Annotated in this window: 19 protein-coding genes; 12 read left to right on the top strand and 7 right to left on the bottom strand. The window is 71.0% G+C overall.

The features are described 5' to 3' along the window. Positions 1 to 28 precede the first annotated feature (28 nt). From AW272_RS35800 to AW272_RS35775, 6 genes are read left to right on the top strand one after another with little or no spacing between them, the layout of a single operon-like run. Positions 29 to 844: an ABC transporter ATP-binding protein gene (locus tag AW272_RS35800; RefSeq protein ID WP_083959040.1), complete on the top strand. Its 816-nt coding sequence runs from the start codon at positions 29 to 31 to the stop codon at positions 842 to 844. Between the two features lie 40 nt (positions 845 to 884). Then, positions 885 to 1,898: an ABC transporter substrate-binding protein gene (locus tag AW272_RS35795; protein WP_066374498.1), complete on the top strand. Its 1,014-nt coding sequence runs from the start codon at positions 885 to 887 to the stop codon at positions 1,896 to 1,898. Further along, entirely contained in the window at positions 1,879 to 2,652 is a 774-nt protein-coding gene (locus AW272_RS35790) for an ABC transporter permease (protein ID WP_066374496.1), read from the top strand. The genes AW272_RS35795 and AW272_RS35790 overlap by 20 nt, the downstream gene beginning before the upstream one ends. Beyond that, positions 2,649 to 3,428, top strand: coding sequence for an ABC transporter permease (locus AW272_RS35785; RefSeq protein ID WP_066374495.1), 780 nt, complete (start codon positions 2,649 to 2,651; stop codon positions 3,426 to 3,428). Before AW272_RS35790 ends, AW272_RS35785 begins: the two co-directional genes overlap by 4 nt. A gap of 11 nt (positions 3,429 to 3,439) precedes the next feature. Beyond that, positions 3,440 to 5,140 (top strand): CocE/NonD family hydrolase, encoded by a 1,701-nt coding sequence (locus tag AW272_RS35780; RefSeq protein ID WP_066374493.1) that lies wholly within the window; start codon positions 3,440 to 3,442, stop codon positions 5,138 to 5,140. Next, the gene (locus AW272_RS35775) at positions 5,140 to 5,928 is read left to right on the top strand and encodes an HpcH/HpaI aldolase/citrate lyase family protein (RefSeq protein ID WP_066374492.1); all 789 of its coding nucleotides are present in this window, start codon (positions 5,140 to 5,142) and stop codon (positions 5,926 to 5,928) included. The genes AW272_RS35780 and AW272_RS35775 overlap by 1 nt, the downstream gene beginning before the upstream one ends. 207 nt (positions 5,929 to 6,135) lie before the next feature. On the opposite strand, the gene AW272_RS43645 is transcribed toward AW272_RS35775, so the two are convergent. Continuing rightward, positions 6,136 to 6,309: a hypothetical protein gene (locus AW272_RS43645; protein ID WP_169807692.1), complete on the bottom strand. Its 174-nt coding sequence runs from the start codon at positions 6,307 to 6,309 to the stop codon at positions 6,136 to 6,138. Positions 6,310 to 6,335: 26 nt separating this feature from the next. Then, entirely contained in the window at positions 6,336 to 8,084 is a 1,749-nt protein-coding gene (locus AW272_RS35770) for a beta-galactosidase (RefSeq protein WP_083959038.1), read from the bottom strand. Positions 8,085 to 8,232: 148 nt separating this feature from the next. Here AW272_RS35770 and AW272_RS35765 point away from each other — a divergent pair, with 148 nt between their 5' ends. The 5 genes from AW272_RS35765 to AW272_RS35745 all read left to right on the top strand — a co-directional run bounded on the left by AW272_RS35765 (position 8,233) and on the right by AW272_RS35745 (position 17,537). Then, positions 8,233 to 10,515 (top strand): TIM-barrel domain-containing protein, encoded by a 2,283-nt coding sequence (locus tag AW272_RS35765; RefSeq protein ID WP_066374489.1) that lies wholly within the window; start codon positions 8,233 to 8,235, stop codon positions 10,513 to 10,515. Positions 10,516 to 10,703: 188 nt separating this feature from the next. Further along, positions 10,704 to 12,197, top strand: a complete 1,494-nt coding sequence (locus AW272_RS35760; protein WP_066374485.1) for a serine/threonine-protein kinase — start codon at positions 10,704 to 10,706, stop codon at positions 12,195 to 12,197. Further along, positions 12,194 to 13,468 carry a serine/threonine-protein kinase gene (locus AW272_RS35755; protein WP_169807691.1) on the top strand — a complete coding sequence of 425 codons (1,275 nt, stop codon included), beginning with the start codon at positions 12,194 to 12,196 and terminating at the stop codon, positions 13,466 to 13,468. The genes AW272_RS35760 and AW272_RS35755 overlap by 4 nt, the downstream gene beginning before the upstream one ends. Positions 13,469 to 13,483: 15 nt before the next feature. Then, positions 13,484 to 17,242: a hypothetical protein gene (locus AW272_RS35750; protein ID WP_066374480.1), complete on the top strand. Its 3,759-nt coding sequence runs from the start codon at positions 13,484 to 13,486 to the stop codon at positions 17,240 to 17,242. Between the two features lie 55 nt (positions 17,243 to 17,297). Next, entirely contained in the window at positions 17,298 to 17,537 is a 240-nt protein-coding gene (locus AW272_RS35745) for a metallothionein (protein WP_083959037.1), read from the top strand. Between the two features lie 58 nt (positions 17,538 to 17,595). Here AW272_RS35745 and AW272_RS35740 read toward each other — a convergent pair whose 3' ends face one another. The 4 genes from AW272_RS35740 to AW272_RS35725 form a co-directional block, all read right to left on the bottom strand. Then, complete coding sequence (locus AW272_RS35740; RefSeq protein ID WP_066374473.1) at positions 17,596 to 19,263, bottom strand: serine/threonine-protein kinase; 1,668 nt, start codon at positions 19,261 to 19,263, stop codon at positions 17,596 to 17,598. A 5-nt stretch (positions 19,264 to 19,268) separates the two neighbouring features. Beyond that, entirely contained in the window at positions 19,269 to 21,179 is a 1,911-nt protein-coding gene (locus tag AW272_RS35735; protein WP_066374471.1) for a serine/threonine-protein kinase, read from the bottom strand. Between the two features lie 6 nt (positions 21,180 to 21,185). Then, positions 21,186 to 23,348 carry a serine/threonine-protein kinase gene (locus tag AW272_RS35730; protein WP_066374466.1) on the bottom strand — a complete coding sequence of 721 codons (2,163 nt, stop codon included), beginning with the start codon at positions 23,346 to 23,348 and terminating at the stop codon, positions 21,186 to 21,188. A 71-nt stretch (positions 23,349 to 23,419) separates the two neighbouring features. Further along, on the bottom strand, positions 23,420 to 23,767 hold the full coding sequence (locus AW272_RS35725) for a peptidylprolyl isomerase (RefSeq protein WP_066374465.1): 348 nt from the start codon (positions 23,765 to 23,767) through the stop codon (positions 23,420 to 23,422). A 160-nt stretch (positions 23,768 to 23,927) separates the two neighbouring features. Between AW272_RS35725 and sthA the strand changes: the two genes are divergently transcribed. Beyond that, positions 23,928 to 25,331: a Si-specific NAD(P)(+) transhydrogenase gene (gene sthA, locus AW272_RS35720; RefSeq protein WP_066374618.1), complete on the top strand. Its 1,404-nt coding sequence runs from the start codon at positions 23,928 to 23,930 to the stop codon at positions 25,329 to 25,331. A gap of 27 nt (positions 25,332 to 25,358) precedes the next feature. Here sthA and AW272_RS35715 read toward each other — a convergent pair whose 3' ends face one another. Further along, positions 25,359 to 26,714 (bottom strand): glucose/sorbosone family PQQ-dependent dehydrogenase, encoded by a 1,356-nt coding sequence (locus AW272_RS35715; RefSeq protein WP_066374464.1) that lies wholly within the window; start codon positions 26,712 to 26,714, stop codon positions 25,359 to 25,361. Positions 26,715 to 26,730: the final 16 nt, after the last annotated feature.

Raw genomic sequence — 26,730 nt, 5'->3', positions numbered from 1 at the left:
AAGGCATCATTATGCAACAGTACGTCGCATGTCACTGCACGACCGGCGCAAAGCCTCCACGCTGACCAGCCCCGAAAGGGGCGGCGCGGCAGTCACCATCGACGGCGTCACGATGCGGTTCGGGGACCGCGTCGTCGCGTCGGACATCCGGGTCGAGGTCGCGCCCGGCGAGATCGTCTCCGTCGTCGGGCCTTCGGGCTGCGGCAAGACGACGCTGCTCCGTGCGGTGGCCGGGCTGCTCACCCCGTCCGAGGGGAGTGTGAGAGTCGACGGCGAGATCGTCGACGGCACCCCCGACGGGGTCGGGATGGTCTTCCAGCACTTCGGGCTCTTCCCGTGGAAGACCGTCGAGGCCAACGTGGCCTACCCGCTGCGGCTGCGCGGTCTCCAGAAAGAGGAGATCGCCGCCCGCACGCGGGAGCTGATCGAGATGGTGGGCCTCTCCGGATTCGAGAAGTCCTACCCGCACCAGCTCTCCGGCGGTATGCAGCAGCGCACGGGCCTGGCGCGCGCGCTGGCCGTGCGGCCCCGGGTGCTCCTCATGGACGAGCCCTTCGGGGCGCTCGACGCGCAGACCGCCGAGGTGCTGCGCTTCGAGCTGCTCCGCATGTGGGAGGAGCGCCCGATCACCATGTTGTTCGTCACGCACTCGATCGACGAGGCGGTGCTGTTCGGCGACCGGGTGGTCGTGCTGAAGGGCCGCCCCGGCAGGGTGCACGAGGTCATCGACGTCGCGCTGCCTCATCCGCGCGACCGTGCGGTGGCGAGGTCGGAGGCGTTCGCCGCGCTGCGGGAGCGCGTCTGGTCTCTCGTCATGTCCCCCGACGCCGGTCAGGCGGGCTAGAAGCACAACGGTGCCCTCGGGCACCTGGGAAGGACAGCAGATGTTGTCGATCAAGCGCCTGGGAGTGGCCGCGCTGGCCATGGCCTCCCTTACGGCTCTCGCCGCCTGTGGCGGTTCCACCTCCGGGGACGAGGGCGGCGCCACCACACTGAGCGTCGGTGTCCCGGGCATCCCCCCGGTCTTCGTGAACCTCATGGCGTACGTCGCCGAATCGAAGGGCTACTTCAAGGAGGGCGGCGTGGCCGTCACCCTGAGACCCCTTCCGACCGGCGCCGACGTCGGACGCGCCATCCAGAGCAAGGAGCTCGACGGCGGCATCGTCGGCACCTCCGGCGCGGTCGCGCTGCGCGCCTCCGGCGGCAACGTGGTCGCCATCCTCGGCAACGAGAACCCGTCGTTCCTGATCGCCTCCTCCGACCCCGCCGTCACCGACTGCGCCTCGCTCAAGGGCAAGACCATCGCCGTCGACGGCGCGGGCGCTCCCAAGGCACTGTCGGTCAACACGATGATCGCGTCGTGCGGGCTGACGGCCTCCGACATCACCACCGTCAACGTCGGCGGCCCCCAGTCGGTCGACGCGCTGATCGCCGGCCAGGTCGACACCGCCGTGCTGCACCCCGACGAGCTCGCCGCGGTCAACCAGAAGGCTCAGGCCCACGAGGTGGTCGCGCTGGCCAAGGTCGACCCGGTCTCCCACTACACGATGCTGGTCACCCGCCAGGACGAACTGGCCGACGGCGGCAAGCGCCCGGCCTGGGTGAAGGCCGTGGCGGCGCTGCACAAGTCGATCGCCTACATCAACGACCCCGCCAACGCCGACGACGTCGCGCAGATCGCCGCGACGATGACCAAGCGCACGCCGGAGATCTCCAAGACGGCGCTGAGCGAGTTCATCGGCATCAAGTTCTGGCCGACTGATGCGGGCCTGGCCCGCGAGCGGGTCGACAAGGCCGTCGCCGACCAGGTCAAGGCCGGGAACGTGGCCGCCGACAAGGCGCCCAAGTACGACGACTTCGTCGACCTCACGGTGTTCGATGAAGCGCTCGGGAAGTGATTCACGGCTCCGCGCGGTCGCGATCGCGCTGGCCGGTCTTCTGCTCGGACTGATCGCCTGGCAGATCGCCGGCCAGAGGGATCCGGTCCTGCTGGCAACCCCCGTCAGGTCGTTCGAGGCGCTGGTCGCGATGGTCGGCGACGGCACCCTGCCGGCCGCCCTGCTGGACACCGGCCTGCTGTTCCTCGTCGGCCTGGCCGCCGCGATCGTCGGCGGAGTCGGCTACGGCCTGGCCCTGTCCCGGTCGCGGATGCTGCGCGGCAGCACCGGCTGGCTGGTCTTCGCCCTGCAGTCGGTGCCGATCGTGGCGCTGGCGCCGCTGATCCTGGCCGCGTTCGGCTTCGGGTTCGGCGCCAAGACGCTGGTGGTCTTCCTCAGCGCGGTCTTCCCGATCCTGATCAACACGGCCGAGGGCGCGAAGCATGCCCCGAAGACCCTCCTTGAGGTGGCGCGGGTGCATCGCAGTGGGGAGTGGCCTCTGTGGCGGGACGTCCTGGTTCCGCACACCCTCCCTTATGCGATGAGCGGGATCCGGCAGGGGATCGCGATGGCCTTCGTCGGGACGTTCATCGCCGAGTTCTTCCTCCAGGCCACCGGGATAGGCGGGCTGCTGCTGTCGGCCTCGGCGCGGTTCGACTCGGCGACGGTGCTGGGCCTGACCGTCCTGGTGTCGGTGATCGCGGCCCTGCTGATGGGCCTGGGACGACGACTGGAGAAGGCGTTCGCGCCGTGGCGTGAGGGGAGCACCGAATGACCACCCTGACCATGAAGGCTCCTGTCCGCGGTGATGTCACCGGCAAGATCGTCGCCGTCCTCGTGCTCCTGGCGGTGTGGCAGATCGCCGGGTCGACGTTCCTGCCCGACTACCTGCCGACCCCCTTCGGCGTGCTCACCGAACTGGTGCCCACGCTGACCTCGTCGGCGTTCCTCACCGCGTTCGGGGAGACCGTGGGCGCGGTCCTGCTCGGGCTGGTGCTGGGGTGTGTTCCCGGTACGGCCGCGGGCCTGCTCATCGGCCGGGTCACCTGGCTGCGGCAGATCAGCACGCCGTACATCAGCGGGCTCTACGCCATGCCGATGCTGGCGATCGTGCCGATGGCGACGATCTGGTTCGGCTACAACAACGTCACCCGGGTGATCGTGATCGCCCTGTCGGCGTTCCTGCCCTGCGCGGTCTCCACCGCCGACGGCGCCCGGTCGCTGCCCGCCAACCTCGGCGACGTCGCCCGGGTGCTGAACGTGCCGCGCGGCCGGTTCGTGCTCGACTTCGTGCTGCCCTCGGCGCTGCCGTTCGCGGTGGCCGGGGTGCACATCGCCGTCGGCCGCGCCCTCGTCGGCGCCGCCGCCGTCGAGTTCCTGGCCAACATCGACGGGCTGGGCACATTCATCCTGACCAACGCGCGGTCGTTCGCCCAGAACCAGGCGTTCGTGGGTGTGGCCGTGCTCGCCCTCCTCGGCGTGCTCGCCCGCGCCGGAACCGAACGGCTGATCCGGCGCGTCGCGCCCTGGCAGCAGACCCACCAGGACTAGGAGCCCTGTCAATGATCGTCGAATGGGACGTACCGATCGAGACCGACGACGGAGTCGTCCTGCGCGCGGACGTCTTCCGCCCCGACGCCCCCGGGCGCTACCCGGTCGTGCTCAGCTACGGCCCCTACGCGAAGGGCCTGTCCTTCCAGGAGGGCTACCCGAGCGCCTGGAACAAGATGGCCGCCGAGCACCCCGACGCGCTGGAGGGGTCGTCGAACGTCTACCAGGCGTGGGAGGTCGTCGACCCGGAGAAGTGGGTGCCCGACGGCTATGTCTGTGTACGAGTGGATTCGCGCGGCGCCGGCTCCTCGCCCGGCGTGATCGACTGCTTCTCGCCGCGTGAGACGCGCGACTACTACGAGTGCGTCGAGTGGGCCGGGACCCAGGAGTGGAGCAACGGGAAGGTCGGCCTCAACGGCATCTCCTACTTCGCCATGAACCAGTGGCACGTCGCCTCGCTCCAGCCGCCTCACCTGGCCGCGATCATCGTGTGGGAGGGCGCGGCCGACTGGTACCGCGACGCCACCCACCACGGTGGGATCCGCACCACGTTCTGGGACAACTGGTACGGGATGCAGGTCACGACCGTCCAGCACGGGCTCGGCCGGAGCGGCCCGCGCAACCCGGTGACGGGGGCCCTCGCCACCGGCGAGGTGACCATGTCGGCGGAGGAGCTGGCGGCCAACCGGGCCGACCTGGGCGGGAGCATCCAGGCGCATCCGCTCGACGACGCCTACCACCGCGACCGGTCGCCCGACTGGGACCGGGTGACGGTGCCCGTGCTCTCATCAGGGAACTGGGGCGGGCAGGGGCTGCACCTGCGCGGGAACACCTACGGCTATCTGCGGGCGGCGTCCGAGCACAAGTGGCTGGAGATGCACGGCGACACACACTGGTCGCTGTTCTACGCCGATTACGGCGTTGACCTGCAGAAACGCTTCTTCGGGCACTTCCTGGCCGGAGAGGACACGGGGTGGGCCGAGCAGCCGTCCGTGCAGCTGCAGGTCCGGCACGTGGACGCCACGTTCACGCCTCGCTTCGAGGAGGCGTGGCCGATTCCGCGTACGCAATGGACCCGCTATTTCCTCGACGCGGCCGACCTGACCCTGGGAGAGCCGTCGGCGCTCGCGCAGGTGACCTATGACGCGACCGGGCGCGGTGTGCAGTTCGAGCTGCCCGCGTTGACCGACGCGACCGAGATCACCGGTCCGCTGGCGGCGAAGCTGTTCGTGTCGTCGTCGACCACCGATGCCGACCTTTTCCTGGTGATTCGCGTGTTCGACCCCTCCGGGGAGGAGATCGCCTTCCAGGGCGCGCTCGACCCGCACACGCCGGTCGCACAGGGCTGGCTGCGGGCGTCCCATCGCGAGCTTGACGCGGAGCTGTCGGAGCCCTGGCTGCCCGTCCACACCCACGCGAACCCGACGCCCCTGGTCCCCGGCGAGGTCTACGAGCTCGACGTGGAGATCCTGCCGACCTGCCTGGTGGTCCCCGAGGGGTATCGGATCGTGCTGGAGGTGCGTGGCCGCGACTACGAACACGACAAACCCGCCGGTCACCTGTCGAACCTCCGCAACCCACTCAAGGGGTGCGGCCCGTTCCTGCACGACGACCCCAGGGACCGGCCGGCCGAGATCTTCCACAACGAGGTGACCCTCCACACGGGCGGCGGCCACGGCTCCTACCTGCTGCTTCCCGTGGTGCCCGGCTGATGGTCCGCGCGGCGCTGTTCGTCCCCGGCGACCGTCCCGACCGCTTCGCGAAGGCGGCCGCCGCCGGGGCGGACCTGATCATCCTTGACCTGGAGGACGCGGTCGCGCCCGCCGCCAAGATCACGGCCCGCTCGCAGGTGCGGGCGTGGCTGGCAGGCGGGGGTTCCGGGATGGTGCGGATCAACGCGCGCGGGACCACGTGGCACGCGGATGACGTGGCTTTGGTCGAGGAGTTCGGCTGCCCGGTGATGATTCCCAAGACCGAATCGGCCGGGGATGTCTTCGGAACGGCCTACCCCTTGATCGAGACCGCCACGGGTCTTCTCCACACCCGCGAGATCTGCGCGGCGCCCGGCGTGGTGCGGCCCGCTTTCGGAAGCGTCGACCTGGCGGCACAGCTGGGCGTCGACCCGGCTGACCGGATGGCGTTGTGGCACGCCCGGTCGGCGCTGGTGCTGGCGGCGGCGTCGGCCGGCGTGGGGTCGCCGCTGGATGGGGTCACCACCGACCTGACCTCGTCCGAGACGCTGCGTGAGGACGCGGCCCACGCGGCTTCGCTGGGGTTCGGCGGGAAGCTCTGCATCCACCCGAAGCAGGTGGGCCCGGTACGGGACGCCTTCACCCCGTCAGCTGAGAACCTCGCCTGGGCTGAAGAGGTGATGGCCGCCGCGACGGGCGGAGTGGCGGTGGTCCGGGGCCAGATGATCGACAAACCGGTCGTGGACCGTGCCCGCCGCCTGCTGAGAAGTGGGGGCAATCCGGACGGCGCGCGGCTCCGAAATGGATGAGGGAGGCGGGTGACGACTGTGTTTCAGGCACAGTCGTCACCCCGGAACCCTGCAAGGAGGTGGCCGGCTGTGATCAGCAGCCGTCATCCCCGTCATGCATGTGGCGGGGTGGTGACTGTGATTCAGGCACAGTCGGCACCCCGTCACCGTGGTGGCGTCGCGCGGCGCGCCGATTGCCGCGCGGCTTCCACTGAGGGATACGGTCGTTCAGGCGACCGTGGTCGGGCCATTGGTGCGGGGAAATCGGATGATTTTGGCGTCGCGGTACGCTCGCAGGTCAATGACCGTGGAATCGCCCCTGATGTCACGGCCAGACGCGCGGCGGCGCAGCGCCGACGTGATGTCTCTGACCTTCGCTAGCGATGGCACCACCTTGAGCATCGTTCTCCCCCGCCGTGATGGTTCCCTTACCTCTCACCATGTGTACCGGTTGAATAGTAAGAGGGGCGTAAAAGGCAGGTCAGAAGCCGTTCATAGGCTTTGTCGGCCAATCGCGTCGATACGTACCAGGCCTTACCGAGACGCGTGATGGCAGGGGTTCCATCGGGATAAGTGATGACCGCCTCAGCACCCTCAAGGCGGATCTCCTCGCTCCAGAGTGAGGCCCGCGTGCCGTCCGAGAGGGTGAGCGGTTCGGCGAGCGGGCGGTGCTCCTTGATCGTGATCCCGAACGCGGGAAGGTGGCCGCCGAGCCGCACCCGGAGGTGTTCGTCGGTGACGGCGGAGAAGTAGGACATCAGGACGGCGCCCCGGCAGGCGGCGAGGTTGGCGAGGGCCGCATCGGTGATCGGGAGCAGGCTCGGCACGATCACCAGGCGGTAGGGCGAGAGATCGTGTTCCGGGTGGGCGAAGGCGATCTGATGCCCGGCCCGATAGAGGAGCCGATGCGGCTGTTTGACCGCTTCCAGGTAGTCGAGGTCCTGGGAGGGGAGGCTACGACTCTGGAGCGCCCACCACGCCTCGTCATCCCAGATGATGGCGATTTCTGGGGCGCGGTCCTTGATCGGGGTGAGCGCGGCGGATCGGTGGGCCCTGGCGGCGAGGGTTTCGCCCAGGTCGGCGATCTCCCGGAAGGTTCGGGTGTCGGGGCCGGCGTGCGGGACCATGCCGTGGTGCCACTGTTCCGCGCCGCCCCGGGAGGCGCGCCACTGGAAGAACATCGCGCCGATCGATCCGCGTTCGATGTGGATCAGGGTGGCTCGAGCGAGATCGCCGGGTGGGCGGGGGAGTGTGCGTTCACGGGTGTACTCGACCGCCGCCGCCTGTTCCATCAGGATCCAGGGCTTGTCGCCCGCCCATGATCGGGCCAGGTCGGCCGCGAAGGCCGACTCCTCGGCCAGGTCGCCGGTCGGGTAGTCGTCGACGGCGATCAGGTCGGCCTCGCGGGCCCATTTCCAGTGGTCGACGGGGACCCAGGAGCCGAAGGCGAAGTTCGTGGTGATCGGTCTGCCGGTCGGGCGCAGGATGTCGCGCTGCTCGGTGAAGTGGGCGAGCATCTCGTCGGAGAGGAACCTGCGGAAGTCGAGCACCTGCGAGGGGTTCGGCAGCCATTGGGTGGCTCTGGGCGGCAGGATCTCGTCCCAGTCGGAGTATCCCTGCGACCAGAACGCCGTGGTCCAGCGCTCGTTGAGGGTGGCCAGGTCGCCGTGGCGGGCCCGCAGCCACACTCGGAAGGCGGCGGCCACGTGGTCGCAGTGGCACCAGGTGCCGTATTCGTTGTGCACGTGCCACATCGCCAGCGCCGGGTGCCCGCCATAGCGGTCGGCCAGCACCGACGCCAGTTCCTTCGAAGCGGCTCTGTACGCCGGCGCGCTCACACAGTAGGTGTCCCTGCTGCCGTGGCTGAGCCGGGTGCCGTCGGCGGTGACCGTGAGCGTGTCGGGAAATCTCCGCCCGAACCACGGCGGTGGTGACGCGGTCGGCGTGGCCAGATTGACCTGGATGTCGTTGTCGTGGAGCAGGTCGACGACCCGGTCGAGCCAGCCGAACTCCCAGCGTCCCGGCGCGGGCTGCAGGCTGCTCCACGAGAAGACGCCCAGCGTGACGAGGTTGACCCGGGCCCGGCGCATGAGGGCGACGTCTTCGTGCCAGACGTGCTCGGGCCACTGCTCGGGGTTGTAGTCGCCGCCGAAGTACATGGCACCCTCTGCCCTCATTTTTGTTTGGTGTTCAAACTAATTAGCCGTGGAAAGCCATGTCAACCGGATCGGCCCGTTCTCGTGGTCTGGTCAGCCTGCGTTGACGTTTGTTGGGATGGACGGCAAACTAATTCACAGATGGCCCCCATAGCGTTGGAGTGCAGCGATGCCGTACCGCCCCCCGTTGATCGCGCGCGAGTACTTCGTCGCCGACCCTCCCGAGCTGCCCGTCCGGCGGCACGGCGAAGGTGGGCTCGCGAGGCTGGCGCGGGCCGAGGTGGTGGCGACCGACGGGAGTGGCGTCACCCTGAAGGGGGTCACCTCGACCGAGGAGTCGCTCGTCGTCCAGGTGAGCGCGGCGGGGGACGGGATCATCCGCGTCAAACTCAGCGAACAGGCCGATGCCCGCACACGATCCGCGCGGGCCCTCAAGCTGACCAGGCCGGTGGAGTCGCCCGCCGAGGTCACCATCGGGGATGAGACGGTCGTCGTGGACGCGGGGGCCGTACGGGCGGAGATCCGCTTGAACCCCTGGAACCTGCGCTTCACCGACCCCAGCGGACGGACCCTCACCGAACAGGACCCCGGTCGTCCTGATATTTCGGGACGGCTCCGCACTCTTCCCTTCGGACGGTCCCAGACCGACGGGGTCACCGTCGCCTACCACGAGACGTTCCTGGTCCCGGCCGACGAGGCGTTCACCGGGTTCGGCGAGTCGTTCACGCCGCTCGACAAACGCGGGCAACGGCCGCTGATGTGGAACTTCGACGCTTTCGGGGCGGAGTCGCAGCGGGCGTACAAGAACGTGCCGTTCTATCTGTCCAGCCGGGGATACGGGATCGTCGTCGACAGCGGCATGCCGGTCGAGTTCGACATGTGCCAGTCGACCCACAGCGACGTGCAGATCGTGGTGCCCGACGACCTGATCGACTACTACGTCCTGGGCGGCCCCAAGCCCGCTGACGTGCTGCGACGGCTCCACGCGCTCACCGGCCCCGCGGTGCTGCCGCCCAAGTGGGCGCTGGGGTCGTGGATCTCCTCGGGGTTCTTCCGGGACAGCCAGGAGCGGGTGCTCGACCGGGCCCGCAAGATCCGCGAACGCGGCATCCCGTGTGACGTGCTGCATCTCGACACGTTCTGGCAGATCGACGGGCACTGGTCCGATCTGCGGTGGGATCGGGACGCGTTCCCCGATCCGGAGGGAATGCTGTCCCAGCTGGACGAACAGGGCTTCAAGGTCTGTCTTTGGATGAACCCGTACATCTCCCATCTGAGCCCCTGCTTCGAGGAGGCGGCGAGCAGCGGCTACCTCCTGCTGACCCGCGACGGCGAGGCCTACGTGGCCGACGCCTGGCACGGCTCCTACCCGGCCTGCGGCATCGTCGACTTCACCAACCCGGCCGCCCGCACCTGGTTCCGCGCGCTGCTGAAGGGGCTGCTGGAGCAGGGCGTGCAGGTCTTCAAGACCGACTTCGCCGAAGGGGTGCCGGCCAACGCGGTCGCCTACAACGGGATGACCGGGACGGAACTGCACAATGTCTACTCGCTGATGTTCAACGACCTGGTGGCCGAGGTGACCCGCGAGGTCGCCGGGCACGGCCTGGTCTGGGCGCGCTCGTCCTATCTGGGCGGCCAGCGTCACCCGGCGCAGTGGAGCGGCGACGTCGACGCGACCTACCCCGCGATGGGCAGCACGATCCGCGGCGGCCTTTCGCACGGGCTGTCCGGCATCGCGTTCTGGAGCCACGACGCCGGCGGTTTCACCGGAACGCCCACGCCTGACCTCTTCGTCCGCTGGGCGCAGTTCGGGGCTCTTTCTCCGCTGGTGCGCTTCCACGGCACCACCAGCCGCGAGCCGTGGGAGTTCCCCGAGCACGCCGAACGCGGCGCGGTCGAGGCCCTGCGGCTGCGCTACCGGCTGATGCCCTACCTCTACTCGACGGCGATCGAGGCGGTCGAGACGGGCCTGCCCATCATGCGCGCGCTCTGCGTCGACCAGCCGAACGACCCGGTGAGCTGGCAGGCCGACCTCGAATACCTCCTCGGCCCCGACCTCCTCGTGGCCCCGATGACCGCCGCCGACGGGACCAGGGACGTCTACCTCCCGTCGGGCACCTGGGTCGACCACTGGACCGGCGAACACCTCACGGGCGGGCGCCACATCCGCGTCTCTCCGCCCTTGGACCGAATCCCTCTGTACGGGCGTCTCGGCGCCCTCATCCCCACCACGGCGACCGCCGGCGTGACCGTGACCGACAGCCCGGAGATCTCCCTGCTGGTGTACGGCCTTCCAGACGGCGAGAGCCGGACCGTGGTCCGCGACGACGACGGGGAGACCGTCGTGACCGCCGTACACGACCGAGGGCGGCTCGTCGTGCGGGCGGAGGGCCCGAAGACGGTCGTCCAGGTGGAGATCGTGGGCGGTTCGGCGGAGATCGTCATCGACTAGACCTGGATGTGCCAGGTTGTGCGTTCGACTCGGATAACCGGGCCACGAATGGCCCATCCGAGTGGACCGGTACATCGTGGCTGAGCTGCCGATGCTCACCTGTTTCGTGGTCCGCATCCGGCCCTGGAGCGGGGACGGCATTGACGAATGGTCAAATCGGGCGGGTCCGGTTTCGCTATTCTCCCGCTATGGCCGAATCGATCGGGGAACGACTGGCCTCCCGATACCTCTTGCTGCGTCCTCTCGGCGCCGGCGGTATGGGCACCGTCTGGCTGGCGCGGGACGAGATGCTCGACCGTGAGGTCGCCGTCAAGGAACTGCGGGTTCCCGAGGGCATGGGGGGTCGGGAGCGGGCGGAGCTCGTCACCCGGGTGATGCGCGAGGCCGAGGTGACCGCACGGCTGCGGCACCCGGCCGTTGTCGCCGTGCACGACGTCCTGGTCGAGGACGGCCGTCCGTGGATCGTCATGGAGCGTCTCAACGGGCGCTCGCTCTCGGCCGAGATCGCCGCCCACGGCGGGTTGCAGCCGGGCGCGGTCGCGGAGATCGGCGCGCGGATGGTCGACGCCCTGTCGGCCGCGCACGCCCACGGCGTGCAGCACCGGGACGTCAAGCCGGGGAACGTGTTCCTCACGTCCGACGGGCGGGTGGTGCTGACCGACTTCGGCATCGCGCGGCAGGCCGACACGACCAACCTCACCGGCGACGGGATGCTGATCGGGTCGCCGGGCTTCATCGCGCCGGAGCGGCTCGAGGGCCACCCCGGCGGGCCGGCCGCCGACCTGTGGTCGCTCGGGGCGACGCTCTACACCGCCTTGGAGGGTGAGGCGCCGTACCGGGGGAACCACATTCAGGTCATCCAGGACACGCTGACCGCACCCGTGCCCGTCCCGCGCACCGCGGGGCCGCTGGGCACGCTGGTCGCCTGGCTGATGGCCCGCGATCCGGCCGACCGGCCCGACGCGGCGACCGCGGTGCGGCTGTTCGAGGAGATCGTCCGGGGCGGGAATCCGCAGATCGCGCCGCCGCGCAAGCCCCGCAGGATCCCGTGGGTGGCGGTGGCCGCCGGGCTCGCCGCCGTCGTGGTGGCGGCCGTCGTGGTCGTCGCGCCGTGGGAGCCCGCCGAGGAGACGCCCGTGGCGGGGCGGCGGCCTCCGGCGCCGGTCTTCGCGGCGGCGGTCGACCTGTGCCGGGTCGTCCCTGCAGAACAGGTCAAGGCGTTACTCGGGCAGCCCGCCCGGCCGACGGAGATCAAGGGCGGCTGCCAGTGGACGACGAAGGGCACCGGCCTGCGGCTGGAGCCCGCCACCGACTCCGACACCGCCGACTGGTGGGACCTGAGTCCCGAAGCGGCCCGCGCGCTCTACGGGGGCCTCGAACGCCACGTCGCCAACAAGCCGCGTGACTCCTCCCTCATCTGGTACGAGATCGGCGCCAACCGCCGCCTCCCCACCGTCATCTCGGTGGTGCGCCCGCTCACCGGCGTCGGCGAGGAGGCGTTCTCCTGGGACATCACCTCGGCCGAAGGCCGCCTCGTCGGCGTCGACGTCTACTTCCGCGTCGGCGACTTCGTCGGCTGGCTCGAATACGCCGACCTGGGTGACCGCACCGCCGACCAGATCCGCGCGGGCGCCGAGAGCGCCTCCCGCGCCGCCGCCGACGCGCTGTGGGGCCACGCGTGACCCTGCTCGCCGGCCGCTACCGGCTCGCCGAACCCCTTGGAGAGGGCGGCGCGGGCACCGTCTGGCGTGCCCACGACGAGCTGCTGCGGCGCGAGGTCGCGGTCAAGCAGATGCGCATCCCGCGCGACATCGGGCCCGGTGAGCTGGCCGAATACACCTCCCGCGCCATCGGCGAGGCCCGCGCGGCCGGGAAACTCAACCATCCGTCGATCGTGAAGATCCACGACGTGGTGCCGCATGACGGCACGCCCTGGATCGTGATGGACCTCGTCCCGGGAACCTCGCTCGACAAGCTGCTGCCGCTGCCGAGTGGCCGGGTCGCCGAAATCGGCCTCTCCATCCTGGACGCCCTCGAACTCGCCCACGCCCACGGCATCCTGCACCGCGACGTCAAACCGGCCAACGTGCTGGTCGGCGACGACGGCCGGGCCATGCTGGCCGACTTCGGCATCGCCGCCCCGTTCGGCGCCGACCCCGCCGACGGGTCGGGGTCGCCGGCGTACATGGCTCCGGAGCGGTTCCGCGGCCTGCCCGCCGGACCGCCGTCGGACCTGTGGTCGCTCGGCGCGACCCTGTACGCGGCCGTGGAGGGCCGGGGCCCCTTCCACCGCAACCTGCCCGCCGCCGTCGTCGCGGCGGTCGTCATGCACGACCCACCCCCGATGGCGCAGGCCACCCCCGCGCTCGCCCGCGCGGTCGGCGCGCTCCTCGCCAAGGATCCCGCCCACCGCCCACCGGCCGCGACCACCCGCCACCTGCTGCGGGACGCCGTCGCCGCCGTCCCGCCCCGTCCCCGCCGCACCGGCAGGTGGGCGCTCGCCGCCGCCCTCACGATCGGCGTCGGCGTCGCCGCCGGATGGGCCGCCTCCCAGTTCACCGCCGACGACCCGGCCGTCATCCCCAGCCGGTTCGCCGCCGCCCCCGACGCCTGCGAGAGCCTGACCACCGCGCAGATCACCCGGCTGCTCGGCACCCAGGCCGACGCCGAACCGACGTCGGACGGCGGCTGCCGCTGGATCAACCGATCCGGCGGCACCGAAGTCGTCGTCGGCTACCGCCTCACCACCGGGACGGCACCCACCCGCCCCGACGGCGCAGAAGACCTCACCGGCGTGGCCGACGAGGCATACATGGCACCCGCCGACGGCGGCGCCACCGTCTGGTTCCGGAGAAGCAATCTGTCCGCCCAGGTCACCTACAAGTCGCCCGGCGACGACACCAGGGAGCGCGCCCGCCAGGCCGCCCAGCTGGTCGCGGCCGGAATCGGCTGACCAAGGAGTCCCCCTATGCCCGAAGACCCCCAGAAGCCCCGGAACCACCTGCGCGCGGTCCCCCCGCACCCGGAGGACACGCCGTCGGCGGACCCCCCGGGCGAGGCCTTCGGCTCTCCTGGACGTGATGCGCGCCGCCCCGCCTACGACGCGGACGACCCGGCGACGGGCGAGATCCCGAGGGCGTCCGGAATGCCGTTCCCGCGCCGGACGGGGGAGCCCGGCGTCCCCATGATCGGCGACCCGAAGCGGATACCGTCCTGGCGCTCGGCCGGGGAACCCTCGGAGGAGCCCGAACCGCAGTCCGCCGCGGACGAGCCGCCCGCGGCTTCTCAGGTCCCGGCGCCTGACGAGTCGGACCCGTTCGGCGCGATGCTCCGCGACCTGGACAAGAACGCGGCGGCCAGCCAGGGCGACGCCGGTCCGAGTGGACCGCAGGGCGACGGTGGCTCGGGGAAGCGGCCGGGCGAGGATGCCTCGGCTGCTCGGCTTGGCGATGGTGACTCGGCCATGCGGCCGGGGGACGCCGGTTCGGTGAATCGGCTGGGCGACAGCGGCTTGGGCGGCCGTCCGAGTGATGGTGGTCGACTGGGGGAGAGTGGCTTGGGCGCGCGGCCGAATGACGGTGACTCGACGAAGCGTCCGGGTGATGGTGGTCCGGGCGAGAGCGGCCCGACCGGCCGGCCGGGTGGCGGCGATTCGGGCAACCGGCCCGCGACCGGCGAGCCGCCGACGGGCGACACCACCGGAATCGATCCGGCGACCGCCCGTTTACGTGAGGGCGCCTCGGAATTACCTCGCCGGATTCCGAAGTCCTTCGGCAGGCGGCGGGAGGATCCTCCTCCTTCGTCTCCCTCCGATCGTCCAGGTTGGTTCGACACGCCGACCAGTCAGCCCCGCAATCCGGAGATCCCGCAGACCCCGCCCGGCCAGGCGCTGCCGCCCGCGATGTTCGGCGCGCCCATCCCCGGGGCGCCGCCCGAGGGCCGGTCTGATTTCCGTGACTTCGGCCGCCCGGACGTCCCCGGACGCGGCGGCGGCCCCGTGCCCCACCACCCGTCGGACCAGAAGGCTCCGGGCGCCAACGGCATCTCGCCGGTCGGCGACAACGCCGGCTCCGGCCAGGGTTTCAGCGCCTTCACCGCCCACCGGCCACCCCAGCCTCCGGGGAGCTCGGACCAGCCCTGGCCCACCGCAGGTCCGGACTGGCCCGGCATGCCGCAGCCGCCCGCCGACCCGAGCCAGTTGCCCCCTCAGCCCCCCACTCCTGCCTGGTCCAGCCCGGAGGACCGCCCCTGGCCGAGCATGGAACCTCGGGCCGACGCTCAGCGGCCGGGCACGGAACCACCGGCCGACGCGCCGTGGCCGGGTGCGGCCTCGCCGCCCGGCGCCGGGTGGCCCGGGATGGAGCCCACGGGCGACTCGCCCTGGTCGATCATGGACTCCCCGGCGGGTGGTGGCTGGCCGGGCATCGAGCCCAGGGCCGACGCTCAGCGCCCCGGCGCCCAACCACCGGCTGACACGCCGTGGCCGGGCGTGGATTCCCCGACACGCGTGGGCCGGCCGGGCGCGGAGCTTAGGGCCGACGGCCAGCGGCCGGGCTTGGAACCGCCGGCTGACGCGCCGTGGCCGGGCGTGGACTCCCCGACACGGGTGGCCCGGCCGGGCGCGGACCCCAGGGCCGACGCTCAGCGGCCCGGCGCCCAGCCACCGGCTGACACGCCGTGGCCGGGCGTCGAATTGTCGGCGGGTGCTCAGTGGCCCGGTGCCGAATCACCAGCCGGTGCTCAGTGGCCCGGCACGGAGGCCGCGTCTGACGGCCAGTGGGCCGGTGCCGACCCCAGGGCCGACGCTCAGACCGGCCCGCAGTGGCCCAGCGCGGAGCTGAGAGGCGAGGTCCAGTGGCCCGGCGCCGAGTCCAAGGCCGGTGCGCAGTGGCCCGGTACCGAGCCTCAGGGCGACGTCCAGCCGGCTCGGCCCGGCGCGCCCGGCGCCCGTCAGGACTCCTCCGGCCTGACGGCTCCGGGGTCGGCCTGGTCGACCCCGTCCGACGGCACCGCCTGGCCCCCGCAGGGCCAGGAACCCCGGAGCATCCCGGAGACCCCCGGCCCGCACGGCCACGTCCCCCGGGGCAGCGAACGCTGGCGCGGCGCGGCGGACGCGAACCCGCCTCTGCAGGGCCCCTGGCCGCCCACTCCGCCGCCCACCCCGCCCACCCCGCCGGCCGCGCAGGCGCCCGCGGGCCCCGAGGGCACCGCCGTCCTCTTCCAGCCCCACGTCAACGGGTCCGGGAGCGGTGGCGACGCCTGGCAGGGGCAGAACAACTGGCAGCAGAACTCGGGCCCCTGGCAGGGCACCACCCAGCCCGGCTGGGCCCAGCCTCCCGGTCCGCCGCGCAAGACCAAGTGGCTCTGGCCCCTGATCGCGGCCGTGGTCGTCCTCGTCGTCGCGGGCGGCACGTTCGTCTACATCCAGACCTCCGGCGGGGAGAGCCCGCAGACGGCGCCGCCGCCGAAGACCGGTGCGTCGCCCCAGGCGTCGGGTTCGGCGCCCGCCGTGGCGAGCGGCGGCCCGAAAGGCACCGACATCGACGTCTGCGCCATGCTCGACCCGGTGCAGACCGAGCGGCTCGTCCCCGCCGCCAAGATCGACATGCGGATGTCGGACGAGCGCACTGGCAACAGCCTGGTCAGCTATGTCCGGTGGACCTGTGAGTGGTCGAACCACAACATCTCGTTCGGCGAAGTGAACCGCCAGCGGCGGATCACGATCAACGTGGCCCGCTACGAGGCGGTCGGTGACACCACCGCCGACAAGGCCGCCACGATCCAGTTCGACGGTCAGAAGCGCCAGTGGGCGTACACCGCCTCGGTCTCCGACGACGAGCGCTACTACTCCAAGCCGCAGGTCTTCTCGGGTCTCGGCGACGCGGCGATCGCCCAATACCAGTGGGTGCGCGAAGACGACTACCGCTACGCCTTCGGCACCGGCTTCGGCCGGGTCGGCAACATCACGTTCGAGGTCAAGTACGAGGCCAGCCAGCAGCACAAGGAAGCCGACGTCCTCTCGAACGACACCAAACAGTCGATCACCGAAGAGAACGCCATCCGCGAGATCAAGGGCCTGCTGGGCCAGCTCGCCCAGTCGGCGGGCGCCTTGAACGCCGGCAAGCCGCTGCCGTTCGAGGGCAAGGCCAGGCCGACGGCCGCCCCGAGCGCGAGCCCGTCGCCGGTCAAGATCGCCCTCCCGCCCAACTGCGTGGCCGTGAACGCGACGGCCGCCACCCTGGTCCCGAACACCGAGGGCCTGGCCCAGTCGGTTACCCAGGGCAAGGCCAAGGTGACCGAATGTCAGTGGTGGAACGACGCCATGCCGGTCGAGGGCGGCAAGGTCCGCTGGCGGAACCTGCGGGTCGGCATCCGGGAGTTCCCGAACTCCGAGATGGCCAGGTTCTACCTGGTCGACGAGCGCGGCAAGAGCCGGGGGACGGCCAGCTCGAAGATCGGCGGTATCCAGTGGGGCAAGATCCAGAAGCTCCCCGGCCTGGGCACCGACAACTACGGCCAGGCGATCAGGCAGCAGACCGAGACCGCCTACAGCGGGGCCTATGAGATCAAGGTCATGCAGGACAAATACGTCGTGACGGTCCTGCTCGGCGGCGCCGACCGCCCGTCCGGGACGGAGATCAACAACACCGACGCGGTCCTGATGCCGCTGCCGGAGGCCGCCGCCGGCGCGAAGGAGATGGCCGCGGGCCTGCTCGGCACGTTGTGAGGCTTGGTCGCCCCCTGGGTAGGTACGCGAAGAAACGACCTATCCGGGGGGAATCATGGCCGCTTGCGAAGTATGCGGTAACGACTACGACATGACGTTCGAGGTCCACGCCCAGGGCGCCGTCCACACCTTCGACAGCTTCGAATGCGCGATCACCAGGATGGCGCCGATCTGCGAACACTGCGGCTGCAAGATCATCGGCCACGGCGTGGAGGCCGACCGCCGCTGGTTCTGCGGCGCCCACTGCGCCCGCTCGGTCGGCGCGTCCCAGATCGTCGACCGGGTGATGGCCTAGGCCGGACGATCACCCGGGCGACCACCCGAAGGCCCGGGTGGTCGCCCGGGAGACGGGGCTAGGAGTAGTGCACCTCCGTCTGGCGGTCGGAGCCGATGTCCGCCAGCGTCCGCCTGGTCGCGCCGCTCGCGGCGTCGATCGCCAGCACCTTCCGGCCGTCCCTGACGATCAGCGTGTCCTCGTTGAACCACCCGATGACCTCGCCGGACGACCGCAGCGCCCCCGGCCCGCAGATCCCGAACGCGCAGCCCCCGGCGTACCGCCGCCCGGAGGGCGAGAAGACCAGGCTCTCCATATCGTCAAATGTCCGCGAAGAAACGCCATCGAGACCATAAACCACCCCGCCCGACGTCACCCCGTCCGGTGCGAACCGGAAATCCGTCGACGGCGAGTCGACCTCCACATACGTCGTCCGCCGCGCGGCCACATCGACGATCGCGAACCCGACCCTGTTCGCCACATCCTCCGACGCCACCGTCAGCAGCAGCCTCGACCCGTCCGAGGACCAGACCGGCGAACTCACCACCAGCGGAACCTCGACCGTGGGAACGGTGAACGTCCCCCCGTCCCGCGTGAACGTGACCACGTTCCCGTCGGACGCCTGTCTCGGCGTCCAGTTCACCTCGGCCACAGTCTCGCCGTCAGGCGACGGAACGGGATTGCGGTGCAGCTCGATCGGGACGAAGGAGTCACGCCCCCGCACATACGACCGGATGCTCAATGTCGACGTACGGACGACGAAAGCCGTGAGCCGCACCGGGTCGGACGCATGCTCATAGACGGAGCCGGGCAGCTCGGGCACCTGCCGAGTGGTGAAAACCGGAGAGGGCGCCCCCGCCAGCCGGGGCGGCTCGGGCCGGGACACCCAGAAGGCCACCCCGGCGGCAGCGGCCGCCAGGGCCAGCGCCGCCCCCGCGAACCACAACCGCCGCCCGATGCGGCGGGAAGGTGCGGGGCGCGGCCCGAGCAGCCGTAACAGCACCTCGGACGAGGTGGGCCGGGCAAGCGGATCCTTGACCAGGCAGGCCGCGACGATGTCCCGCAATTCGCCGGACAGCCGCCCCAGATCAGGCTCGCCCCGCAGCAGCCGGTTCAGCACCGCGGGCACCGAATCCGCCCCGAACGGGGGCTTCCCCGACGCCGCGAACACCACCGTCGCCGCCCAGGTGAACACGTCGGCGGCAGGGCCGGGCGCCGATTCCCCCAGCTGCTCCGGTGCCATATAGGTAGGAGTTCCCACCGCTCCGGTACCGGTCGACTCCGTGTCCACCGCCCGCGCGATCCCGAAATCGATCACCCGGGGCCCGTCCCGGCCGATGATCACGTTCGCCGGCTTGAAGTCGAGGTGCACCACTCCGGCCTTGTGGATGGCCGACAGCGCGGTGATGGTCCCCACCGCCACCCGCCGCAGCGTCCCGTCGGTGAGGGGCCCGCGCTCGCGCACGGCGGCCTGCAACGTGGGGCCCTCGACGTATTCGCTGGCGATGAACGGCACGCCGTCCTCCACCCCGAACGCCAGCACCTGCGCCGCGCAGAATGAGGCGACTTCGGGCAGGACCTGCGCCTCGCGGAGGAACCGCTCGGCCGACCCCTCTTCGGACATGGCGTGCAGCACCTTCACCGCCACCCGGCCACCCTCGGGCGAGGAGGCCAGATAGACCGTGCCCTGCCCGCCGGCCCCCAGTTGCCGCAGGATCGTGTAGCCGCCCAGCCGGGTCCCCTCCACGAGGGTCAGCTCCGCAGGAAGAACAGCTGAACGGTGGGCTCGTCAGCGGGCAGGTCGAGCTCCACCAGCGTCCGAGACTTCTTGCCCGAGAAGTCGATCACGTCGGCGCGGTATTCGCCCTTCTTCTCCCGGGAGAAGAGCAGATGCGTCGCGTCGAACCACCCGACCATCCCGTCCCCCTCCGCGGAGGGTACGCCGCCCCGCCGCGCCCCGGTCGCGCTGTCCCACACGCAGAAGACGTGCCGTTTCTCGCACTGGGTCGTCACGAACGACTGGCCGTCGGGCGAGAACGAGGCCGGCCCGGCGGGCAGCCCCACCCAGTGGAAACTCCGCGCCACCCGTCCGTCGAGTTCGTGGAACCGCACCCCGAACCGGCTCTCCGGCGTCAGATAGGCCCCCGCGACCTGGAGACCGTCGGGCGTCCACTGGAACGCGGGCAGCGCCCCCAGCCGCACACCCGGATCGGTGGCCAGGAACTCCTCCCGGTCGGCGTCGTTGGCCGTCTCGACGACGGTCGCGGCGCGGGTGGCCGGATCGACGATCAGGAACCCGAAGGGGGCCGTGTCGGTGGGCGCCCCCTCGGTGATCCACAGCGACAGCAGCAGCCGCGTCCCGTCGGGTGACCAGGCGGGATGGTGCGCGGTCAGCGGCGAGGAGATGGTCGGCACGGTGAACCTGCGGCCGCTGCCGCGGTCGGTGAACTCGACGTCCAGCCGGTCCTTGTTCGCGACGAACAGTTCGTCGATCGTGGCGGTCCAGCGCCCGTCGGACGAGATGACCGACACATGGTGGTTCCCGCCGGTCTGAGCGAACCCGGCGCCGTTGGGACTGCGCGCGAACGCGGCCGTCGCGTCGGCCGACACATTGGCCCGATAGGAGGCCAGCCGCAGCGGATCGCCCGGCTCCTCGTTCAGCACCCCGTCGGCCAGCGCCATCGGCGAGGGCCCCGGCGAGGGGAACGCGGGCGGGTGCGAGGTCGGCGCCGCACTGGGCGGGGGCTTGCGGGCCTGCGACACCGGAGCGGGCGCGAGGAGGTACCCACCCCCACCGGACACGAGCGCCAGCGCCAGCCCGCCCGCCGCGAGCCCGATCGCGCCGCCCTTCCTCCGCTTTTCTGGTTCTGTACGGCTCACGCTCACCCGAGGCGCCACGACCACCGGCGGCGTCGCGGCCGGCAGCACACTGTCGAGCGCCCCCGCGTGGCCGAGAAGCCGGAGCAGCGTCTCCTCGGCCCCCGGCCGGGCGGCGGGCACATCGGCCAGACAGTCGGCGACGAGGTCCCGCAGCGCGCCGGAAAGGGGCCCGAGATCGGCCGCCCCATAGGACACCCGCGTCGGGTTCTCCCCGAACGGAGGCCGCCCGGTGGCCGCGAACGCGATCACCGCCGCCCACGCGAACACGTCGGTGGCGGCGGAAGGCGTCTCATCCGGGTCCTGCCACAGCGAGTGTTCTTCGACGTGCCAGGCGGGCGTGACCGGCCGCTCCGCCCCGATCAGCCGAGGCCCGTCAGGCCCGAGCAGCACCCGCTCGGGCGCGATCGCCCCATGGGTCAGCCCGGCCCGATGGAGCGAGGCCAGCGCGGTCGCCGTGGTCACCGCGAGCCGGTGCACCGCCGGCCCGGACAGCGCGCCGCCGTCGGCGATCTCCTCGGCCAGGGTCGGCCCCGGCACGTACTCGGACACGATGTAGTCGCGCCCGGTGTCCAGGATGTGCGGCGTGCCGACGGCCGCGGCCTCCCAGACGCGGGCCAGCGCCTCGCGTCCCGGGGCGTCGAGCGGCCGGGGGAGCCTGCGCGCGGCGACCTGTTCGCCGCCGGGCGCGGTGGCGAGGAAGACATCGCCGCCCAGCCGCCCCACCAGGGGGTAGGGGCCGAGGGAGGCCGGGTCCTGCGGGGTGAGCGGCTCGACGGGAGGCATCTGGGTTCAGTTCCCCGTGTAGTAGAGGAGCAGGTCGGTCGTGTCGTCCTTGGGCTGGATCTCGGCCAGCACCCGCTGCGGACGGCCGCGCAGGTCCATGGCCACGATCCGGTGCGGGTCGCCCTGCGGGTCGGCGACGATCAGGTGGGCGTCGTCGTACCAGCCGTAGAGCAGGCCGTCGGCGTAGAACAGCGGGATCGACGCCTGCCGCACGCCGGTCGTGGTGTCCCAGACGCAGTAGGTCCCGCCGCTGGGGCAGAACGTCACGAACGTCTTCCCGGACGGCGAGAACATCCGGCGTCCGTACGTCTCGCCGACCCAGTGGAAGGCCTTGGTCTGGCGGCCGGTCAGGTCGCGGAACCTGATCCCGCGCGCGGTCTCGGCGCGGTAGCCGACGGCGACGCCGGAACCGTCCGGCAGCCAGGCGAACCCGTCTTCTCCGCCGGTGGTCTCATCGTCCGTGTCGACCGTGGTGACCGCCCTGGTGGCGACGTCGACGATGACGAACCCGGCCGGAAGGGCCTCATCACCGGCCGTCATCGTGAGCATGAGCTTGGCCCCGTCGCGCGACCACGTCGGGCGGGTGTACGGCACGCCCGGCGTGACCGTGAACGGCTCACCGGCGCCGGTGAACGTGATCGTCTCCGGCCCTACCGCAGCGAGCCACCTGCCGCCGGGGGAGCGGGCCGGTTCTGCGTCCTTCATCGGCAGCTGGGTGAACGTGTCGCCCTCGGTGCGGACCCAGGTGTCGGCGCCCTTGCGGTAGCCGGTGAGCCTGGCCGGGTCGGCCGGGTTCTCCAGCAGTTTGATGGCGGGGCCGGGGGCGGTGAAGTCGCCGACGGCCAGCGGCGGCGGCGACGGATCGTCGGCGGCGGCCAGCGTGCTGACCGAGGTCGACGGGATGCCGGTGGCGGCGGCCGGGGTGGTGGCCGCACCGGTGCGGTTGCCGCCCAGCAGGTAGCCGCCCAGACCCGCGACCAGCACGATCGCCACGGCGGCGGCGATGATCGCGGCCCAGCGGAGGTTCTTCCTGGCCGGGGGAGGGGCGACGGCGGGCTCGGTCTCCTGCTCCTCGGCCGGCGGCGCGGCCCGCGGGACAGTGGCGTTCCGCACCGCTTCGAGGGTGGCCCGGTCGATGGTGAGCTGCGCCTCGCCGATCAGGCGTTCCAGGGCCTCCTGCGCGGTCGGCCGCTGGCCGGGGTCCTTGGCGAAGCAGGCCGCTGCGACCCCCGCCAGGCCCTCGGGCAGGCCGTCGAGGTCGGGGTCGTCGTGCAGGACGGCGTAGATGGTCTCGCCGCGCGAGTCGCGCTCGAAGGCGCGGCGTCCGGTGGCGGCGAAGACCATGACGGCCGCCCAGGCGAACAGGTCACCGGGCGGCGCGGGCGGGGCCGGCTCGGGACGTAACACCTCGGGCGGAAGGTAGGCGAGCGAGTCGACCGGCCGCGCCTCGTCGAGCAGATCGGGCCGGACGACCGTCCGCACCTGAGAGGTCGCGTCGGGATCACCGGCGGTCCACAGGGTGACCCGCTCCGCGAGTCGCGGAGCCGTCTTCGGTACTCGGGTGGTCGCGTCGGGGTCGGCGACCGCGGGGGCGTCGACCTGCGGCACGTCCTCGGCGGCCCTCGCCGTCACCCGTGCGGTCGCGTCGGGGTCGGGGGTCTCGGCCGCCGCGTGGGGAGCGCGCCCGGTGGGCTTGTCCGCGTCCGGTGCGCTCTTGGTGGCCCCCTCTGCAACCAAGGCGTCCAGGTCCAGTAACGCCAGTCGCGGGCCCGCGCCGGTCAGGATCACCGACCATGGCGTGAACGAGCCGTGTGCCACGTCTTCGCGATGTAACCCCGCCAGGCCCGTCATCGACGCGATGGCCAGCCGTTGCAGCGCGCTCTCCGGCAGAGGCCCGTCCAAGTGGGCGCCGTCGACCTTCTCGACGACCACGTAGGGCTCGCCATTCGCAGTCCCCGCGTCGATCAGGTCGAGCCACGGATAGCCGCCCGCGCGTTGCAGCCGGTCGATCCGCTCCAGGAACGCGTCGGGGTCGGCCAGGCGAGTGTGGAACAGCGTCAGAAGGGCGCCGTCACTCGTCTCGTATACGGAGGACCGATCTCCCGGCGGGTACGCACCGGTGAGCGTATGGCCGCCGAGCCGGCGGGGATCGCGGAGCGGCTGTGGCACTGCCAAGTGGATCCTCCGAATACGCGTCGGTGGATCATTATGGCGACCAGCCTACTGCGAATCACGAAAAATCAGGATTCAAAAGCGACCAATCGGACAATGACCCACCCGTCCCCGTCGGGCATCGGCGGGAACGTCGTGCCGGGCACCGCCGCGAAGACGTGCGGCATCTGCTCGCGGGTCACCGTACCGAACATGTCGCCGGGGAGGGTCATGCCCAGGGCGTCGGCCCGTTTGGCGGCCGAGTAGAAGCTGCCGCCGTTGTCGAGCTCGGCGGCGATCGAGGCGGCGCCCCAGGCGTCCGCCAATCGGATGAAGGCGACCTTGGCCCGCTCGGGCCGCTGTGACTGGGCGACGAGGTAGTCCTCGATCTCCCAGATGAGCAGTTCGCCAAGGTACTGAGGGGTGTCCTTCCACATGAGGCCCGATCTTGGCGGAGGCCGCTTGATGTCGGCTTGTCTCTGAATTGCACTGGTTCTGGTGGCTTCCAAGTTGCGACCTGCTCACAACCTGGCCAATTGTCCGGTGAAGCCGGTCAAGGTCTTCTCGTCGCTGGTCGTAGGTACCACACTGCTAGGTGTGAGCGACTTTGATGTACTCGTCCTGGGATCCGGGCCGGGTGGGCAGAAGGCCGCCATCGCGGCCGCCAAGCTTGAGCGCCGGGTAGCCATCGTTGAACGGCGCAACATGATCGGCGGGGTGTGCATCAACACCGGCACGATCCCGTCCAAGACCATGCGCGAGGCCGTGCTCTACCTGACCGGGCTCAACCAGCGCGAGATGTACGGCCGCAACTACCGCGTCAAAGAAGAGATCGGGATCGCCGACCTGACGGCGCGCACCCAGCACGTCGTGGGCCGTGAGGTCGAGGTGGTCCGCAACCAGCTCACCCGCAACCACGTGACCGTGCTGACCGGCTCGGGCCAGTTCCTCGACCCCCACACCGTCGCGGTGGTCGACGACCTGGGCCGGGAGACCAAGGTCACCGCCGACAAGATCATCATCGCCACGGGCACCCGCCCGGCCCGTCCCGACAGCGTCGAGTTCGACAACTCCACGATCATCGACTCCGACGGCATCCTCGACATCACCCACGTGCCCGACTCGATGGTCGTGGTCGGCGCCGGCGTCATCGGCATCGAGTACGCCTCCATGTTCGCCGCCCTCGGCACCAAGGTCACCGTGGTCGAGCGCCGCGACCGGATGCTCGAGTTCTGCGACCTGGAGATCATCGAGGCGCTCAAATACCACCTGCGCGACCACGCTGTCACGTTCCGGTTCGGCGAGACGGTCGCCGCCGTCGAGCGCCACGACCGGGGCGCGCTGACCATCCTGGAGAGCGGCAAGAAGATCCCCGCCGCCATGGTCATGTATTCGGCCGGCCGCCAGGGCATGACCGAGGCGCTCGCCCTGCCCCTCGCCGGCCTGGAGGCCGACCCGAGAGGTCGCATCGCGGTCGACGAGCACTACCGGACCAACATGCCGCACATCTACGCGGTCGGCGACGTCATCGGCTTCCCGGCCCTGGCCGCCACGTCGATGGAGCAGGGCCGCCTGGCGGCCTATCACGCCTGTGACGAACCGGTCTCCGACATGAGCCGCCTGCAGCCGATCGGCATCTACACGATCCCGGAGATCAGCTTCGTCGGCGCGACCGAAGACGAACTCACCGACGCCCACGTGGCGTTCGAGACGGGCCTGTCCCGCTACCGCGAACTGGCCAGGGGCCAGATCATCGGTGACACCCACGGCATGCTCAAGCTGCTGGTCTCACCCGAGGACCGCAAACTCCTCGGCGTGCACGTCTTCGGCACCCAGGCGACCGAACTCGTCCACATCGGCCAGGCCGTGATGGGCTGCGGCGGCACCATCGACTACCTGGTCGACGCCGTCTTCAACTATCCGACCCTGTCCGAGTGCTACAAGGTCGCGGCCCTCGACGCCATGAACAAGCTCAGGAGAGTCCAGCGCTTCTCCCATTAGCCGGATGTGGGCGGGCCCGGGAGGCGATCAGAGCTCGTACGCGAGGATCGTGCCCGGGTTCGCCAGGGTCCGCGTGGGCGTGCCGGCGGCGTCACGGGTGAGGCCAGCGCCGTCGGTGGCGATGTAGAGGGTCTCACCGGTGGGGTCCACGGCGGTGTCGCGGTAGCGGTTGACGCTGTCGGCGATCCTGGCGGCGGCGCCGGCCTTCTCCCCGCCGGAGGTGAGCGGGACGCGGTAGACGGCGCCGTCCTTGAGTGAGGTCGCCAGGAGCGTCCCGGCGGGCCCGGGTTCCAGGCTCGACAGGGCCAGGGTCGGCCAGCAGATGAAAGCCGTCGACGGGTCGCAGCCGGCGGCGGCGCGGAAGTCGTAGTCGTCCTCCACGGTGTCGAAGGTGACGAGCGGCGGCGTGAATGCCGGGTCGTCCCAGTCGGTCTCCTCCGTGTAAGGAACGCTCGCCGGGATGTCGTAGTCGTTGAACGTTTCAGCCTCGCAGCCGTCTTTCGCCTCGGCCCAACGGGCGTAGACGTACGCCTTGCCGTCCCGGTAGCCGGCCACGTGCGGCCAGCCGTAGTTCTTTCCCGACCGCACGAGATTGACCTCGTCGTCGGATTTGGGGCCCTGGTCGGTGCCGTAGAGGAGACCCGAGGGGGTGAAGGTCAGTCCCTGGGCGTTGCGGAAGCCCACCGCGTAGACGTGGCTGCGGACGCCGCCGAACTCCGGATTGTCGTCCGGGATCGAGCCGTCGAGGTTGAGGCGCAGGACCTTGCCCTGGTAGGCGCTCCAGTCGCGGGCCTTCACCTGCGCCGCCGAGGGGAGCGTCTGCGCCTGGATGGTCTCGCAGTAGAGGCCGAACTGGTTGGCCCCCTGGTCGCCGATCGTGTAGTAGAGCGTGCCGTCGGGACCGAACCGCAGCTTCCCCGACTGGTGGTCGACGCTGGAGACCAGGCCGGTGATGACGTCGACCGGGCTGGTCAGGACCTGCCCGGCCGGGTCGTAGGTATATCGGACGATCTTCGTCCGGCGGTCATTCTCGGCGGCGTAGGTGTGGGCGAGGTAGACCCAGTCGTGGCCCTTGCCGCCCAGCAGGTCGGGATGGAGGGCCAGGCCGAGGACGCCGTCCTGGCCGCCCTCGGTGTGCAGGGCGTCGTCGACCGTGAGGGCCACGATCTTCCGGCCGTTCGCCGGGTCGACGCGGGTGACCCGCTTGCCGGTCTTCTCGGTGACCCAGAGGAAGTCGTCGGGGCCCCACACGATCTCGTAGGGATCGTCGAGCCCGGTGGCGACCACCCGGATCTCGCTCGGTTCCGGTCCTTCGGCGGCGGAGGCGCACGCGGAGACCAGCGCGACCAGACAGGCCACGGCCGCCACTGAGATGACCTTCATGCGGCTAGATGTGAGC

Source organism: Herbidospora mongoliensis, from assembly GCF_001570545.1.
In the GTDB taxonomy this organism is placed as follows: Bacteria; Actinomycetota; Actinomycetes; order Streptosporangiales; family Streptosporangiaceae; genus Herbidospora; species Herbidospora mongoliensis.
The sequence above is the reverse complement of the archived record's forward strand: the minus strand, read 5'-3'. Positions and strand labels throughout refer to the sequence as shown.

What these genes read in the sequence shown, in the direction of transcription:
- AW272_RS35750 (WP_066374480.1), top strand. Translation starts at nt 13,484, where the DNA reads ATGCCCGAAGACCCCCAGAAGCCCCGGAACCACCTGCGCGCGGTCCCC.
- AW272_RS35725 (WP_066374465.1), bottom strand. Translation starts at nt 23,767, where the DNA reads ATGTGGAAGGACACCCCTCAGTACCTTGGCGAACTGCTCATCTGGGAG.
- AW272_RS35770 (WP_083959038.1), bottom strand. Translation starts at nt 8,084, where the DNA reads ATGAGGGCAGAGGGTGCCATGTACTTCGGCGGCGACTACAACCCCGAG.
- AW272_RS35800 (WP_083959040.1), top strand. Translation starts at nt 29, where the DNA reads ATGTCACTGCACGACCGGCGCAAAGCCTCCACGCTGACCAGCCCCGAA.
- AW272_RS43645 (WP_169807692.1), bottom strand. Translation starts at nt 6,309, where the DNA reads ATGCTCAAGGTGGTGCCATCGCTAGCGAAGGTCAGAGACATCACGTCG.
- AW272_RS35785 (WP_066374495.1), top strand. Translation starts at nt 2,649, where the DNA reads ATGACCACCCTGACCATGAAGGCTCCTGTCCGCGGTGATGTCACCGGC.
- AW272_RS35765 (WP_066374489.1), top strand. Translation starts at nt 8,233, where the DNA reads ATGCCGTACCGCCCCCCGTTGATCGCGCGCGAGTACTTCGTCGCCGAC.
- AW272_RS35760 (WP_066374485.1), top strand. Translation starts at nt 10,704, where the DNA reads ATGGCCGAATCGATCGGGGAACGACTGGCCTCCCGATACCTCTTGCTG.
- AW272_RS35775 (WP_066374492.1), top strand. Translation starts at nt 5,140, where the DNA reads ATGGTCCGCGCGGCGCTGTTCGTCCCCGGCGACCGTCCCGACCGCTTC.
- AW272_RS35715 (WP_066374464.1), bottom strand. Translation starts at nt 26,714, where the DNA reads ATGAAGGTCATCTCAGTGGCGGCCGTGGCCTGTCTGGTCGCGCTGGTC.
- AW272_RS35790 (WP_066374496.1), top strand. Translation starts at nt 1,879, where the DNA reads ATGAAGCGCTCGGGAAGTGATTCACGGCTCCGCGCGGTCGCGATCGCG.
- AW272_RS35795 (WP_066374498.1), top strand. Translation starts at nt 885, where the DNA reads ATGTTGTCGATCAAGCGCCTGGGAGTGGCCGCGCTGGCCATGGCCTCC.
- AW272_RS35780 (WP_066374493.1), top strand. Translation starts at nt 3,440, where the DNA reads ATGATCGTCGAATGGGACGTACCGATCGAGACCGACGACGGAGTCGTC.
- AW272_RS35735 (WP_066374471.1), bottom strand. Translation starts at nt 21,179, where the DNA reads ATGCCTCCCGTCGAGCCGCTCACCCCGCAGGACCCGGCCTCCCTCGGC.
- AW272_RS35745 (WP_083959037.1), top strand. Translation starts at nt 17,298, where the DNA reads ATGGCCGCTTGCGAAGTATGCGGTAACGACTACGACATGACGTTCGAG.